Consider the following 13274-nt stretch of genomic DNA (forward strand, 5'->3'; position numbering starts at 1 on the left):
GCGCCTCCCTCGCGAGGGTCCGGGGTCACCTCGCGGCGACGCCGGACCCGATCCGCCGTGCCTTACTTCGTGTCCTGGATACGCTTGACGAGGCCCTGCAGCTTCTCGTCGCCAGCGAACTTCTGGTACACCGGCTTCATCGCGTCGACGAACTCCTGCTTGTTGGCGATCGTGACGACCTGAACGCCGGCCGCCTCGACGGTCTTGCGGGAGGCCTGCTCGCGCTCGTCCCAGAGCTTGCGCATGACCGGCACCGATTCCTTGGCTGCCTTGCGGACCATGGCCTGATCCTCCTTGCTCAGCGTGTCCCAGACCTTTTTGGACATCACGAGAACTTCGGGGGCGAGCGAGTGCTCGGTGACGTTGTAGAACTTGGCCGCCTCGAAATGACGCGAGGATTCGTAGGAGGGCCAGTTGTTCTCGGCGGCGTCCACGAGGCCGGTCTTGAGCGCGGTGTAGACCTCGCCATAGGGCATGGGCGTCGGGTTGGCGCCGAGGCTCTGGATCATGCCGACCCAGAGATCGGATTGCTGGACGCGGATCTTCAGGCCCTTGAGGTCGGCGAGCGACTTGACCGGAGCCTTGACGGTGTAGATGGACCGGGCGCCGCTGTCGTAATAGGCAAGGCCGACCAGGCCCGCGGGCTCCATGGCCGCCAGGATCTCGTCACCGATCGGCCCGTCAAGGACCGTGCGCATATGCTGCGTGTCGCGGAAGACAAAGGGCAGGCAAAGCGCGATGGTTTCGGGCACGAAGTTGTTGAGCGGCGATGCGTTGATCCGCATCATGTCGAGCGCGCCGATCTTGAGCTGCTCGATGGTGTCCTTTTCCGAGCCCAGGGCGCCGTTGGGAAACACCTTCACGCCGAGCTTGCCGCCGCTCGCCGTCGCGAGCTGCTTGCCCATGAACTTGACGGCCTCGACGGTCGGATAGTCGGCCGGATGGATGTCGGCGGAGCGGAAATCGCGGGCGGTCGCCAAGGGCGCCGAGACCGCCAGCACGGCGGCTGCGATGATACCGGTAAGTGTCTTCATCTGGGCTTCCTCCTGAGGTGATTATGTCGTTGTCGGGCAGGCTGCGGGCCGTCTTGGGTCGCTCCACTTCAGGCGTGAAGTCAAGCGCCAATCTCGTCCCTAGGGCGGGCGGCATTCTCTGTCCAAGCCAAATCCAGCATCGATCAATGCAAGAGTTGCATCGATCGATTTCTGGCGCAATTCGCACTATGGTGGGCATGGCGGGCTGGCTCGACGTCGCCGGAGCGTGACTTGACGCCTCCAATGGAGGCCCCTCAAGATGTCCCAAACACCGGACTGTCGCGAGGGAATGCCTATGCCGCGGAAGCTGATCGATATTTCCGTGCCGCTCCGAAACGACGTGACGTCCGATCCGCCCGGTAATCACCCGACCATCAACTATATCGATCACCAGCAGGGCTTGCCGCGCATGCTGCAGTTCTTCGACGGCCTCAAGGCTGAAGACCTGCCGGATGGCCAGGGCTGGGCCGTGGAGCAGGTGTCGCTGTCGACGCACAACGGCACGCATCTCGACGCGCCCTGGCACTTCCATCCGACCATGAATCACGGCGAGCGGTCATGGACCATCGACGAGGTGCCGCTGGAGTGGTGCTTTCAGCCCGGCGTGAAGCTCGACTTCCGGCATCTGCCTGACGGCTATGTCGTGACTGCCGGCGATGTCGAGGCGGAGCTCAAGCGCATCGGGCATACGCTGTCGCCGCTCGAGATCGTGGTCGTCAACACCAGCGCCGGCGCCAAATTCGGCCAGGCCAGTTACGTCAACTCCGGTTGCGGCATGGGCTATGAAGCCACCATGTATCTGCTCGAACGCGGCGTGCGGCTGACCGGCACCGATGGCTGGAGCTGGGACGCGCCGTTCGTCTTCACCGCGAAGAAATATGCCGAAACCAAAGACGCCGGCCTGATCTGGGAAGGCCACAAGGCGGGACGCCACATCGGCTATTGCCATCTCGAAAAGCTGCACAATCTCGATCAATTGCCTTCCACCGGATTCAGGGTCTCGTGCTTCCCGGTGAAGATCGAACGCGCCTCCGCGGGCTGGACCCGCGCCGTCGCCATCATCGACAACTAGACGCGACGCATTACTCGCCGTCGAGGCCGCTCTCGGCGAGCTCACGTAGCGCATCGATGTCGAGCACCACGATGGCACCATGCTCGAGACGAACCCATCCGCGACCGGCCCAGGCGCGCAATTGCTTGTTGATGCTCTCGCGTGTCATCCCCACCATCTCACTGATCTCCTGTTGGGTGATGGCGAGCGTGCCGCTGCCGGAGTCGAGCTTGCGCTCCTCGGTGAGGCCGAGCAGCGCGCTTGCCAGCCGCCCCGGCAGATTTTGCAGGATCACCTGCTCGACCTGCTGGCTGGTCCAGCGCAGGCGCGCGCAGAGCAGCTCGATGAACTTCATCGCCAGCGCTGGTTGACTCTTCACGAACGGCAGGAAGTCGCGGCGGTCGATGATGTAGAGCTCGCAATTGGTGTTGGCGGTCGCATCCGCCGATCGCGGCGCACCGTCGAGAACCGCGATCTCGCCAAAAATCTCGCCGGGGCCGATGAGATTGAGAATGGCATTCCGCCCGTCGGGCGATGAGGAGGATATCTTCACCGTTCCGGTGATCACCGCGAACAGGTTGTTGCCGGGATCGCCCTTGGCGGCGATCGTCGCACCGCGCTTCACGGTGGTGTGCTTGGCGTAGCGGCAGAGTTGATCGAGCGCGTCCGGCTCCAGATCCGCGAAGATCGGGTGCTTGCGCAGGACCGATAATTTGTTGCCCGCCGATTGTCGGGGGTCGCCGGTCTTGTCCTGAGGCACGCCGCTGGGCTCCTAAGGCTGCGAGGCACTGGAGTTCCTGCGTAGTGAGTGTTGTCCGGCTTTTCAACCGGAAAGCACGCCCACGGTTTGAGGCAAATGCGGCGAAAATGCCTCCGCCCGGCTTGAAGCCCGCATCCGAAGGATGCGCCAAAGCACCCCGTCGATGCAGAGTTGCAGGCCCCGCAGGTCATTGTTGTGTTGAGGCGCTGCCGAGCGGCCAACAGCCGACTGCGCCCGAGTGGGCGGCTAGTACATTACTAGCACATTAGACCGGGATCCACGATCGAGAGCTTCAACGCCTGGAATCGAGGTCGACCCGGCCTGCGCTGGTTTGCCGATCCGCCCACGCCAGAGCTGCGGCGAAAGTGACGAAGATCGCCACGACGACCATGGTCATCAGTAACGCGTCTGTGGGCATCATGCTCCTCCCGGATTGTTTGAGGGCATTATTTGCGACCGGTCCTCGGCGTCATTGATCGGGATCAAAAATTCGGGAGCGTTGCGGAAAGTCTCTCAGGCTGCGGCGAGGGCCTCGACTCGCGCCGGGTCGAGCAGGCTGATCCCGCCGTGAATGATCTCGATCGCGCCGTGGCGTTCCAGCTTGGTGAAGGTGCGGCTGACGGTCTCGATGGTCAGGCCGAGATAGTCGGCGATGTCCTGGCGGCTCATCGGAAGCGGAACCGTGTCGGACGGCGCCTTGAGTGCCAACAGCCGTTCGCGCCAGCCAAGCAGGAAGGCGGCAAGCTTCTCGTCCGCCGAGCGGCGGCCGAGCAGGACCATATGGTCGCGCGCCTGGCCCAACTCGCGAATGGCCAGCTCGTTGATCCGCCTGAGCAGCTGCGGACGGTCCTCGATGAAGCGGCCGAAGGGCGCTTTTGCGAACTGGCAGACGGTCACCGCGCCGATTGCATCGGCCGAAAAATTGTGACGGCCGGAAAGATTCATCCCGAGGAAATCGCCGGGCAATGCGAAACCCACGATCTGCCGCCGGCCGTCGGGCAGCAGCTTGTACAGCCGCATGACGCCCTCGAGGACGTTGTAGAACGAGGTCGTGATGTCCTCCTCGGAGAACACGGTCTCGCCCGAGGAAAAATGGACACGGCGTCCGAGATGCTCGAACTCCCTGAGTTCGGCCGGATCCAGCGACGAACAAACTGCCGATGCACGTACGGCACAATCGCTGCAGAAATGCCCGTTCGGCTCAATCGTGATCACGGAAGGCTTCATCCACCGCTCCTAGCGTGGGTCCAGCTCCGCCCCCCGGCCGAGTCCGCCACGCGGCTGCATTTTACTGCAGCGCCACAAACGCGATTGACCCAGATCAATTTTGACCTCCCTCCCCCCTCTATTCTGCGCCGAGAGTTCGACGGGATCCCCCTTCCATGTTTCGATACGCGCTCCGCCAGGCCTTGATTGGCCTCTTTCTGATCACGCCTGCGGTCGCGGCTCCCACCGCCGAACAACGCGGCAAGGCCTTTGCACGGACCAATTGCGCGCGCTGCCACGCGATCGACCGCGTCTCCGAGAGCCCGCTCAAGATTGCCCCACCGCTGCGCACCCTGCATCGGCGCTATCCGATCGAGACCCTTGGCGAGGCGCTGGCCGAAGGCATCTACACCGGCCACGCCGACATGCCCGCCTTCGAGCTCAGTCCGGACCAGATCCACGATCTGCTGTCCTTCCTGAAGACACTGGAATAGCCGGCCTCAGACCGCCTGCACCGTCCAGCCGATCAGCTCCTTGGCGATGCGGGCGAAAGCTGCATCAAATGCCGCAACGGCAGCCGCCGGCTCGACCTTGTCGAGCTTCTCGCTGGCCTCGACGAGGCGTGACGCGACCACCTTGCCGTTCTTGTCGACGATCCGCGCCGACAGGGCGATCTCGACCCTTGTCTCGCCCTCCGTGGCAATCCGGAAGCGCCTGATGTCGATGAGAAGCTGGTAGTCCACCTGGCCAAGGTCGGTGGTGCGCAAGGGCGCGTGGGCGATGTCGTAATTTTCAAAGCTGTCGATCAGCCGCGCCTGGACCAGCTTCGGGATGCTGTCGGCCCACAGGAAATCGGCAAAGCCCGGGTTGTCGCCTACGGGAGAGAACAGCATGCGCTGGGTCTGGAGCATCGCGACCGCGGTCGGCTCGGGAATGGCCAGCGACGAGGAGAACGTCTTGCCGGCGGGACCAAGGTTCTGCGGCGCGCGCAGGTCGTAGGTGATCTTCTGTGCCGGCGTCCCGCCGCCGGTCATCTTCTCGAGGCCCGCCAAAATGCCGTCGATCTTGCCGGTGTTGCGCGCGAGCCCGTCGGAGAATGTCTTGAGATTGGCGATGGTGTCCTTCAGCGGACCGGAATTGTCCTCCAGCACGGTGTCGACCCGCCGCAGCGCATCACGCGCGGCCTGCGTCATGCTCTGGCCAGCGCCCGCCTCGGCGATCAGGGTCAGGGGCTCGCCTGATTTGGCGACGATCATGCCGCCCTCCAGCGTCACCACGGGCACGCCGGTGAGCCCCTGGAAATCGAGCCCGACCCTGGTGTCGGCGCGCACGGGCGTCGCCGAAGCAACGGAGACCGTCGCGTTGACGAAGCGCGGATTATCCGGCGCCAGTCCGAGCTGGGTCACCTCGCCGACGCGGATGCCGTTGAACAGCACGCCGGCGCCGACCAGCAGGCCCGGCACCGGTCCCTGGAATTGCACGTGATAGTTCGTACGCGGTCCGATGCCGCCGGTGTTGTTCAGCCAATAGACGAAGCCGAACACCGCGATAATCGCGGCCAGCACGAAGCTGCCGATCAGCACGTAGGGAGCGCGGGTTTCCATGTCTCATCTCATCTCGTGTTGCAGCATCTGCGAGCGCTTGCCGTGGAAATAGGCGCGCACCCAGGGATGCTCGGATTGCAGCAGTTCGCGCATCGGCCCGATCGCGACGATCTTGCCGTCGGCGAGCGCGGCGACGCGGTCGCAGACCGTGGTGAGGCTGGCAAGATCGTGGGTGACCATGAACACGGTCAGCCCCAGGGTCCTTTGCAGCGTCCTGATCAGCGCGTCGAAATCGCCGGCGGCGATCGGATCGAGGCCGGACGTCGGCTCGTCGAGGAACAGGATCGGCGGATCGAGCGCGAGCGCGCGCGCCAGGGCCACGCGCTTGGTCATGCCGCCCGAGAGCTCCGCCGGATATTTGTCGGCATCCTGCGCCCGCAATCCGACCATCTCGAGCTTGGCGATCGCGATCTCGTCCATCAGCTCCTGGGACAGCACGAGATTTTCGCGCAGCGGAAACTGGACGTTCTGGCGGACCGTCAGCGAGGAGAACAGCGCGCCCTGCTGGAACAGAATGCCCCAGGCCGTGGCCGCGCCCTGCGTGCGGCCGCCGATCGGCTGTCCCATGACCTCGATGGTGCCGCTCCGGCGCGGGATCAGGCCGATGATGGTCCGCATCAGCACCGACTTGCCGCCGCCGGACGCGCCCACCAACCCGAGGATCTCGCCCCGTCGCACATCGAGCGACAGATGGTCGAGCACGGTCTGGCGGCCGAAACCGACCACGAGGTCGCGAACCCGGATCGCAAACTCTTCCTGCTGTTCGCTCATCGTCACATTCCGATCGAGGCAAAGAAGATCGCGAACAGGCCGTCGAGCACGATCACCAGGAAGATCGACTTCACCACCGACGTCGTCGTCTGCCGCCCGAGCGATTCGGCGCTGCCCTTGACGCGCAAGCCCTCGCTGCAGGCAACGATCCCGATCACCAGCGCCATGAACGGCGCCTTCAGGATGCCCACCTCGAAATGGGTGACGGAAATGGCCTCATGCAGCCGTGCGATGTAGATCGCCGGTCCCATGTCGCCATAGAATTGCGCGACGAGGCCGCCGCCATAAAGCGCCGCAATCGATCCGATGAAGGCCAGGATCGGCAGCGCGATGACGAGAGCGGCAACGCGAGGCAGGATCAGGACGTCGACGGGATCGAGCCCCATGGTCGAGAGCGCATCGATCTCCTCGCGCATCTTCATCGAGCCAAGCTCGGCGGTATAGGCGCTTCCCGAACGCCCCGCGACCATGATGGCGACGATCAACACGCCAAGCTCGCGCAGCACCAGGATGCCAACCATGTCGACGGTGTAGGACTCCGCGCCGAACCTGCGGAAATGGAAGAACCCCTGCTGGGCGATGATGGCGCCGATCAGGAACGTGATCAGAACGACGATGGGGATTGCCTGCCAGCCGATGCGGTAGAGCTGATAGACCAGCGACGTCAGCCGCAGCGTACGCGGCCGGCGCAGCACGCCGATCACGGCCATGAACAAGGCGCCAAGCATTTGCAGGAAGATCGTGATGTCTTCGCGCGCACCGACCGTGGCTTTGCCGAGATCACCGAGCCTGAGCAGGACCGGATTTGGCACCGCTGCCGACGCCGGCGTATGGCGGTTGACCTGACGCACCTCGTCCATGAGACCGCTGAAATGGTCGGCGACACCGACGAATTCCGCCGATCTGCCGGATGAAGCGGCTCTGCGCGACAGTTTTTCCAGAACCCAGGCGCCGAGCGTATCCAGTGCTCTGATGCCCGACATGTCCAGGGTCACAACTCTCGACCGATCGACCTCCGCCCCGACCGACCGGGACAGCGTTTCGAGCGTCGTCACATTCGCTGCGGTCCAGGACCCTTCAGGGCGCAATTTCAGCGCATCGCCAGAGGGCGTTGCCAGCAACAGCGGTTCGGTGTTCACGCTTCCACCTCATCGGGACAACTGATCCCCATTCAGCCGCCACTTCTAGGCCAGCGTGTGGCGGCCGGTTTGACCTGTCTCAAGTGCAGGACCTCCCTCGTCTTGACGCAGGTCAAGCGCGGTCGTGCCGGCGGGCCCTAGGGTTCGCTTCATTCAATGGAGACATCAAATCCATGTTCGACAGCGACAGGATGAGCGAAGAACTGCGTTCGTTGAAAGTGGACGTCACGCGCCTCTTGAGCACCGCCGGCGAGGAGATGTTCGACAGTTCGAAGGAACGGGCCGACGCTCTGGCCGACCAGATCAAGGCCGCGCTGGCCGAACTCGGCGAAACCGTCAGCGACGAGCAGGAGCAGCTTCAAGGCCTCATTGCGGAGCGCCCGATGACGTCGCTCGCCTCCGCTTTCGCGCTCGGCGTGGTCGTCGGCTTCATGCTGAGGAGACACTAGGTGAATAGCGAGAATGTCATCAAACATCTGCGCCTCTTGTGGCGTACCGACCGGATCATCGCGGACATCAGGCTGCGCCACCTCCTGATGGGCCTCGGCCTGCGCGCCTTTGCGGCGCTGATCGCGGCGTTCGGGCTCCTGATGCTGGAGCTGTCGGCCTATTTTGCGCTGGTCCAGATCTGGAGCGCCATTGCCGCGGCTGCCATTCTCGGCGCCGTCAATTTTGCCATCGCCACGGTCCTGTTCGTCATCGCCGGCCGCGCTCCGTCCGGCCGCGACATCGAACTCGCCAATGAGATTCACGGCGCATCCATCGAGGCCCTTCAGCTCGAGGCACGCGCGCTTCAGGCTCAGGTGTCTGGCGCGGTGCATCATCCGCTGAGCACGATCGTGCCGGTGCTGGTGCCCCTGATCGCGATTATCGTCAAGTCTTTGCGAACTACTGCCAAGACATCTGCCGCCTCAAATTCGGCCGAAGCGCCTTCCTAGCGGGCGCGCTCAGAGCTTCAGCCGGACATCACAGATATCGGGCTCGGTCGGATCAGGCTTGACCTCGAAACCGAGCTGCCGGCACATCTCGAGCATCACGGTGTTCTCCTGAAGCACGTCGCCCGAGATCGCCTTCAGCCCTTCCGACCTCGCGTAGCTGATGATCAGCTGCATCAGGGCCCATCCGAGCCCCCTGCCCTTGAGATCGGACCGCAGCAGGATCGCGTATTCGCCGCTCTCGTAGATCGAGTCCGAATGGAGCCGGACGACGCCGACCATCTCGCCGGTCGCCTCGTCGAACGCGATGAAGGCCATGGCGCGGGCATAGTCGAGCTGGGTCAGCCGCGCGATGAATTCATGGGTGAACTCCTTCATCGGCGCGAAGAAGCGCAGGCGAAGGTCGTGCGGCGTCACGTGACGCAGGAACTCATGGATGGTCGGCTCGTCCTCGGGACGCAATGGCCGCACGAAGATCCGCCAACCGTCCTTGAGCTCGAGGCGGCGCTCCCACTGCGACGGATAGGCGCGAACGGCGAAATTGGCGGGACCGGAGCCCGCGAATTTCCGCTGCGACGGCCCCACCGCGACACGGGCGTCAACCGCCGTCACGCCGGTCTCATCCGCGAGCAGCGGGTTGATGTCGAACTCGCGAATCTCCGGAATATCGGCCGCCATCTGCGCAAGCTTGACCAGCACCATGGCGACGGCGTCCTGCTTGACGGCAGGCACGTCCCGATAGGCGCGCAGCAGCCGCGAGACCCGCGTGCGGTCGATCAGATCACGGGCGAGTTGCAGATCCAGCGGCGGCAGCGCCAGCGCCTTGTCATTGATGATCTCCACCGCCGTCCCGCCCCGGCCGAAGACCACGACGGTGCCGAAGGTGGGATCGTCGGCAAGACCGAGGATCAGCTCGCGCGCCTTCGCCTTGACGACCATCGCCTGGACGATGACGCCGCCGATGCGAGCCTCGGGCCGCAGCTTCCTGGCCCGGGCAAGAATATCGGTCGCGGCCGCGCGCACCGCCTCCGGCGTCGTTAGATTGAGCACGACGCCGCCGACATCGGATTTGTGCACGATGTCGCGCGACATGATCTTCAGCACAACGGTCCCGCCTTGGGCAAATATCTCGTTCGCGCAGACCACCGCCTGCTCGACATCACCGGCGGCATAGGTCGGCACCATCGCGATGTCGTAGGCTTCGAGCAGGTGCTTGATCTCGACAGGCTCGAGCCATTTGCGGCCGTCGGCGATGGCTGCGGCGACGATCTGCCTGGCCCCCCGGGCGTCGGGTACGAACGTGTCGGGCATCGCGGGAGGAACCTGACTCAGCTCCTCGACCACTTCGCGATGCCGGACCAGATGCATGAAACCGCGCACCGCATCGTCCTCGGTCGGGTAGTTCGGCATGCCGGCATCGGACAGCGCCTGAACGATCTTCTGGTCGGCTCCAACCCAGGCGGCCAGGACGGGCTTCGACCATCGGCCATGCTGCTTGCGATATTTGCCGACGAGCTCCGTCACGGTCGTCGCGATGTCGGCAGCCGAGGCGATCGCTGTCTGCACATTGAGGACGAGAGCTGCGTCATTGTCGGTGTCGGCCAACAGCGCCTCGAGTGCAGCCGCGTAGCGCGATGCATCGGCATCGCCGACGATGTCGACGGGATTTCCGCCGGACCAGGTCGGCGGCAGCACGTCGTCGAGCCTCTTGCGGGCGTCCGCCGAGATCGACGCCGGAATCCCGCCAAGCTCGACCAACCGGTCGACGGCGAGGACGCCGATGCCGCCGCCATTGGTGAGGATGGCCAGCCGTTTTCCGGTCGGCGATTCGACGCGGCCGAGCGTCTCCGCGCAGTCGAACAGCTCGCGCAGATCGGAGACCCGCAAGACACCCGCGCGGCGGAACGCCGCGTCATAGACCGCGTCGGCGCCCGCAAGCGCGCCCGTGTGTGTCGCGGCCGCCTTCGCTCCTTGCGCCATGCGGCCGGACTTCACCACGACGACCGGCTTGACGCGCGCCGCGGCGCGGGCCGCCGACATGAATTTGCGCGCGTCCTTGATCGACTCGATATAGAGCAGGATCGCGCGGGTCTTGTGATCCATCGCGAAATAGTCGAGCAGGTCGGCGATGTCGACGTCGATCTGATCACCGATCGAGACGATGCCGGAGAAGCCGACGCCGCGCTGGCCGGCCCAATCAACCATGCCGGCAGCGATCGCACCGGATTGCGAAATCAGCGCGAGATTTCCTGCGCCCGGCATGTGCGCGGCAAAACTGGCATTGAGGCTCACTTCCGGCATCATGATGCCGAGGCAGTTCGGCCCGATCAGCCGCATGCCGTATTTGCGGGCTGCGGCGATTGCGGCGTCCTGCAGCGATCCCGGCCCATGGCCCAATCCAGCCGAGACGATCAGCGCGCCCGCCGAGCCGCGCCGCCCGGCCTGGTCGATGATGCCGGGAACCTCGCGCGCCGGCGCGGTGATGACCACCAGTTCGGGCACGAACTCCAGCCTGTCCAGGCTCTTGACCGAGGCAACGCCGGCGATCTCCGCATGGCGCGGATTCACCAGACCAAACTGTCCCGTGAACTCGGCCTTGCGAATGTTTTCCAGCACGGCGCGTCCCACGGAGACGGGACGGGCGCTCGCTCCGACGAGCGCGACTGATCGCGGCGACAGCAGGTTCTTCAGGCGATAGGTGGACATTAAAGCAAATGCGCCCGGTCGGTGGTGGTTCCGATGGTCGAAAGATCAGGCCGGAAACGAGCGGCCAGCCTAGTGAGAGATCATAACCCAGCACGGTGGCTGGCCAATGACGGTCTTCGTCACACCGCCCCAAACGATCTCATTCAGGCGCGAATGATGATAGGCTCCCATCACGATCGCATCGACGGCATTGGAATTCGCCCAGCTTCCAAGGACCTTGCCGATCGAGCTGCCGCCGCCCGCTGCCGTTTCGAAAGAGGCGTAGACACCGTGTTCCCTCAAATGGTCGACGAGCGAGGTCCCGGACTGCACGATCTCGTCAGTCTTGTCGTCCGTCACGGTCACCACGCGGACCGAGGCCGCGGCCTGAAGAATAGGCATCGCGTCGCCAACGGCGCGCGCCGCGCGCGCGGAGTGATCCCAGGCGATCATGACGTTCTCGAATTCCGGCCGCAGCACCTCCACAAGCTGTTCCGGGCACAGCAACAGCGGTCGGCCGGATTCGAACAGGAGCGTCTCGATGATGTGCTCTGTTCGGCTGTCATGCGGCTTCACGGGGACCAGGGTGAGATCACTGAAACGCGCATGCTCGGCAAGGATCGGCGCGATCTGGTCCTCCGCAACCTTGCCCGATCGGCTTTGGGCCCGAATGTTGGCGCGAGACGCCGCAACCGTGAAGGCATCCAGCAGACGTTGCATATCGCTTGCTGCAGGAGCCCCCTTTACCTCGGCGGCGTCGGAATCGTCGGGAAGCAGCACCTTCGGCCGTACGAAGAGATCTTCGTCGAGCGCGAGCGCGGTGATCCTGGCGCCGAGATCGGCCGCGACAGAAACGCATTTCTCGATCGCTGCAAGGGCCGGTCCACGCGGCTGGCCGACAAGCGGCAGAAAGACGTCCTTGATGGGCATCGAAATTCTCCTTAGCTGCCAGAATAGGCCGCCTTTCGTCGGGATGCTTGATCCTCGTCAACCCCGGGGGACTGCCCGACCGGGCAAGGACGGGCATTGACGGAAGTCAAGGACTGGCCGCGCGCTGCCATTCTATGGATAGTTCGATCGGAGCGGTCCGCCCCGGAGAGACTGATGCGTGCGATGGTGTTGGCGGCCCCGCGAGCGCGGCTCCGGATGGAGGAGCGCCCCGATCCAAATCCCGGCGAAGGCCAGATCCGGGTCAGGGTCAGCGCTTGCGGCGTCTGCCGAACCGATCTTCATGTCGCCGATGCCGAACTGCCTGACATCCGCTATCCCATCGTGCCCGGCCATGAAATCGTCGGCCACGTCGATCTCCTCGGCCCCAATGTCGCAACGCATGTGGTGGGCGACCGGGTCGGCATTCCCTGGCTCGGATTCACCTGCGGAAACTGCCGGTTTTGCCGGGAGGGCATGGAGAACCTCTGCGACCGCCCGCTCTTCACCGGCTATACAAGGGATGGCGGCTATGCAACGCACGTGGTCGCCGACGCGCGCTACGCCTTTCCGCTGGGCGAGGCCGGCGACGACGTGGCCCTCGCCCCTCTGCTGTGTGCAGGCCTGATCGGCTGGCGCTCGCTGGTCCTGGCCGGCGAGGCCGAGCGGCTCGGCATCTACGGCTTCGGCGCCGCCGGCCACATCGTCGCGCAAGTCGCAGTCTGGCAGGGGCGATCGGTCCATGCGTTTACGCGGCGCGGAGATGTGGCCGCACAGGACCTCGCGCGCCGGCTCGGCGCCGTCTGGGCCGGCGCTTCGGACGAGACGCCGGACACGCCGCTCGACGCGGCCATCATCTACGCCCCTGCCGGCGAGCTCGTGCCGGCCGCGTTGCGCGCCGTTCGCAAGGGCGGCCGCGTCGTGTGCGCGGGCATCCATATGAGCGACATTCCAAGCTTCCCGTATGATCTGCTCTGGCAGGAACGGCAGTTGATCTCCGTTGCCAATCTCACCCGACAGGACGGTCTCGATTTTCTAAGCATCGCCCCGCAAGCCGGCGTGCGTACCGAAACAACCGCGTTCCCGCTCGATCAGGCCAATGAAGTCCTGGACATGCTGCGGAATGGCCAAATTCTCGGCGCAGCCGTGCTGAAGCCCTGAC

Annotated in this window: 14 protein-coding genes; 5 read left to right on the forward strand and 9 right to left on the reverse strand. The window is 64.6% G+C overall.

All coding sequences use genetic code 11. The features are described 5' to 3' along the window. Nucleotides 1-62: 62 nt before the first annotated feature. Nucleotides 63-1034, reverse strand: coding sequence for a TRAP transporter substrate-binding protein (locus IQ16_RS32895; RefSeq protein WP_018643162.1), 972 nt, complete (start codon nt 1032-1034; stop codon nt 63-65). 295 nt (nt 1035-1329) lie between these two features. Here IQ16_RS32895 and IQ16_RS32900 point away from each other — a divergent pair, with 295 nt between their 5' ends. Beyond that, nucleotides 1330-2106: a cyclase family protein gene (locus IQ16_RS32900; protein ID WP_026312021.1), complete on the forward strand. Its 777-nt coding sequence runs from the start codon at nt 1330-1332 to the stop codon at nt 2104-2106. Nucleotides 2107-2116: 10 nt separating this feature from the next. Here the strand turns inward: IQ16_RS32900 and IQ16_RS32905 are convergent, their stop codons facing one another. From IQ16_RS32905 to IQ16_RS32910, 3 genes are all read right to left on the reverse strand, one after another. Then, nucleotides 2117-2845 (reverse strand): Crp/Fnr family transcriptional regulator, encoded by a 729-nt coding sequence (locus IQ16_RS32905; RefSeq protein ID WP_018643161.1) that lies wholly within the window; start codon nt 2843-2845, stop codon nt 2117-2119. 292 nt (nt 2846-3137) lie between these two features. Next, nucleotides 3138-3266, reverse strand: coding sequence for a hypothetical protein (locus IQ16_RS47360; RefSeq protein WP_018643160.1), 129 nt, complete (start codon nt 3264-3266; stop codon nt 3138-3140). Between the two features lie 92 nt (nt 3267-3358). Continuing rightward, nucleotides 3359-4072, reverse strand: a complete 714-nt coding sequence (locus IQ16_RS32910) for a Crp/Fnr family transcriptional regulator (RefSeq protein WP_018643159.1) — start codon at nt 4070-4072, stop codon at nt 3359-3361. Between the two features lie 155 nt (nt 4073-4227). Here IQ16_RS32910 and IQ16_RS32915 point away from each other — a divergent pair, with 155 nt between their 5' ends. After that, a complete protein-coding gene (locus IQ16_RS32915; RefSeq protein WP_018643158.1) occupies nt 4228-4545 on the forward strand; it encodes a c-type cytochrome in 318 nt (105 codons plus the stop codon). A 6-nt stretch (nt 4546-4551) separates the two neighbouring features. Here IQ16_RS32915 and IQ16_RS32920 read toward each other — a convergent pair whose 3' ends face one another. The 3 genes from IQ16_RS32920 to IQ16_RS32930 are packed head-to-tail and all read right to left on the reverse strand — an operon-like array spanning nt 4552 to nt 7565. Next, a complete protein-coding gene (locus tag IQ16_RS32920) occupies nt 4552-5655 on the reverse strand; it encodes an ABC-type transport auxiliary lipoprotein family protein (protein WP_018643157.1) in 1104 nt (367 codons plus the stop codon). 3 nt (nt 5656-5658) lie between these two features. Continuing rightward, nucleotides 5659-6426: an ABC transporter ATP-binding protein gene (locus tag IQ16_RS32925; protein WP_026312020.1), complete on the reverse strand. Its 768-nt coding sequence runs from the start codon at nt 6424-6426 to the stop codon at nt 5659-5661. A 2-nt stretch (nt 6427-6428) separates the two neighbouring features. After that, nucleotides 6429-7565: an ABC transporter permease gene (locus tag IQ16_RS32930; protein WP_018643155.1), complete on the reverse strand. Its 1137-nt coding sequence runs from the start codon at nt 7563-7565 to the stop codon at nt 6429-6431. A gap of 173 nt (nt 7566-7738) precedes the next feature. Here IQ16_RS32930 and IQ16_RS32935 point away from each other — a divergent pair, with 173 nt between their 5' ends. Both IQ16_RS32935 and IQ16_RS32940 read left to right on the forward strand, forming a co-directional pair. Further along, nucleotides 7739-8014 carry a hypothetical protein gene (locus tag IQ16_RS32935; RefSeq protein ID WP_018643154.1) on the forward strand — a complete coding sequence of 92 codons (276 nt, stop codon included), beginning with the start codon at nt 7739-7741 and terminating at the stop codon, nt 8012-8014. Beyond that, nucleotides 8015-8503, forward strand: coding sequence for a hypothetical protein (locus IQ16_RS32940; RefSeq protein ID WP_018643153.1), 489 nt, complete (start codon nt 8015-8017; stop codon nt 8501-8503). 9 nt (nt 8504-8512) lie between these two features. On the opposite strand, the gene IQ16_RS32945 is transcribed toward IQ16_RS32940, so the two are convergent. Beyond that, nucleotides 8513-11206, reverse strand: coding sequence for a bifunctional acetate--CoA ligase family protein/GNAT family N-acetyltransferase (locus IQ16_RS32945; RefSeq protein WP_018643152.1), 2694 nt, complete (start codon nt 11204-11206; stop codon nt 8513-8515). A gap of 69 nt (nt 11207-11275) precedes the next feature. Continuing rightward, nucleotides 11276-12115: a universal stress protein gene (locus tag IQ16_RS32950; protein ID WP_018643151.1), complete on the reverse strand. Its 840-nt coding sequence runs from the start codon at nt 12113-12115 to the stop codon at nt 11276-11278. Nucleotides 12116-12289: 174 nt separating this feature from the next. Between IQ16_RS32950 and IQ16_RS32955 the strand changes: the two genes are divergently transcribed. Then, entirely contained in the window at nt 12290-13273 is a 984-nt protein-coding gene (locus tag IQ16_RS32955; RefSeq protein WP_018643150.1) for a zinc-dependent alcohol dehydrogenase family protein, read from the forward strand. The last annotated feature ends 1 nt before the right edge of the window (nt 13274 follow it).

The sequence above is a fragment of the Bradyrhizobium huanghuaihaiense genome (genome assembly GCF_007830635.1).
Classification (GTDB): Bacteria; Pseudomonadota; Alphaproteobacteria; order Rhizobiales; family Xanthobacteraceae; genus Bradyrhizobium; species Bradyrhizobium huanghuaihaiense.

Coding starts and splice junctions, on each gene's coding strand:
- IQ16_RS32895 (WP_018643162.1), bottom strand. CDS start 1,034: ATGAAGACACTTACCGGTATCATCGCAGCCGCCGTGCTGGCGGTCTCG.
- IQ16_RS32900 (WP_026312021.1), top strand. CDS start 1,330: ATGCCGCGGAAGCTGATCGATATTTCCGTGCCGCTCCGAAACGACGTG.
- IQ16_RS47360 (WP_018643160.1), bottom strand. CDS start 3,266: ATGATGCCCACAGACGCGTTACTGATGACCATGGTCGTCGTGGCGATC.
- IQ16_RS32910 (WP_018643159.1), bottom strand. CDS start 4,072: ATGAAGCCTTCCGTGATCACGATTGAGCCGAACGGGCATTTCTGCAGC.
- IQ16_RS32915 (WP_018643158.1), top strand. CDS start 4,228: ATGTTTCGATACGCGCTCCGCCAGGCCTTGATTGGCCTCTTTCTGATC.
- IQ16_RS32920 (WP_018643157.1), bottom strand. CDS start 5,655: ATGGAAACCCGCGCTCCCTACGTGCTGATCGGCAGCTTCGTGCTGGCC.
- IQ16_RS32925 (WP_026312020.1), bottom strand. CDS start 6,426: ATGAGCGAACAGCAGGAAGAGTTTGCGATCCGGGTTCGCGACCTCGTG.
- IQ16_RS32935 (WP_018643154.1), top strand. CDS start 7,739: ATGTTCGACAGCGACAGGATGAGCGAAGAACTGCGTTCGTTGAAAGTG.
- IQ16_RS32945 (WP_018643152.1), bottom strand. CDS start 11,206: ATGTCCACCTATCGCCTGAAGAACCTGCTGTCGCCGCGATCAGTCGCG.
- IQ16_RS32950 (WP_018643151.1), bottom strand. CDS start 12,115: ATGCCCATCAAGGACGTCTTTCTGCCGCTTGTCGGCCAGCCGCGTGGA.
- IQ16_RS32955 (WP_018643150.1), top strand. CDS start 12,290: ATGCGTGCGATGGTGTTGGCGGCCCCGCGAGCGCGGCTCCGGATGGAG.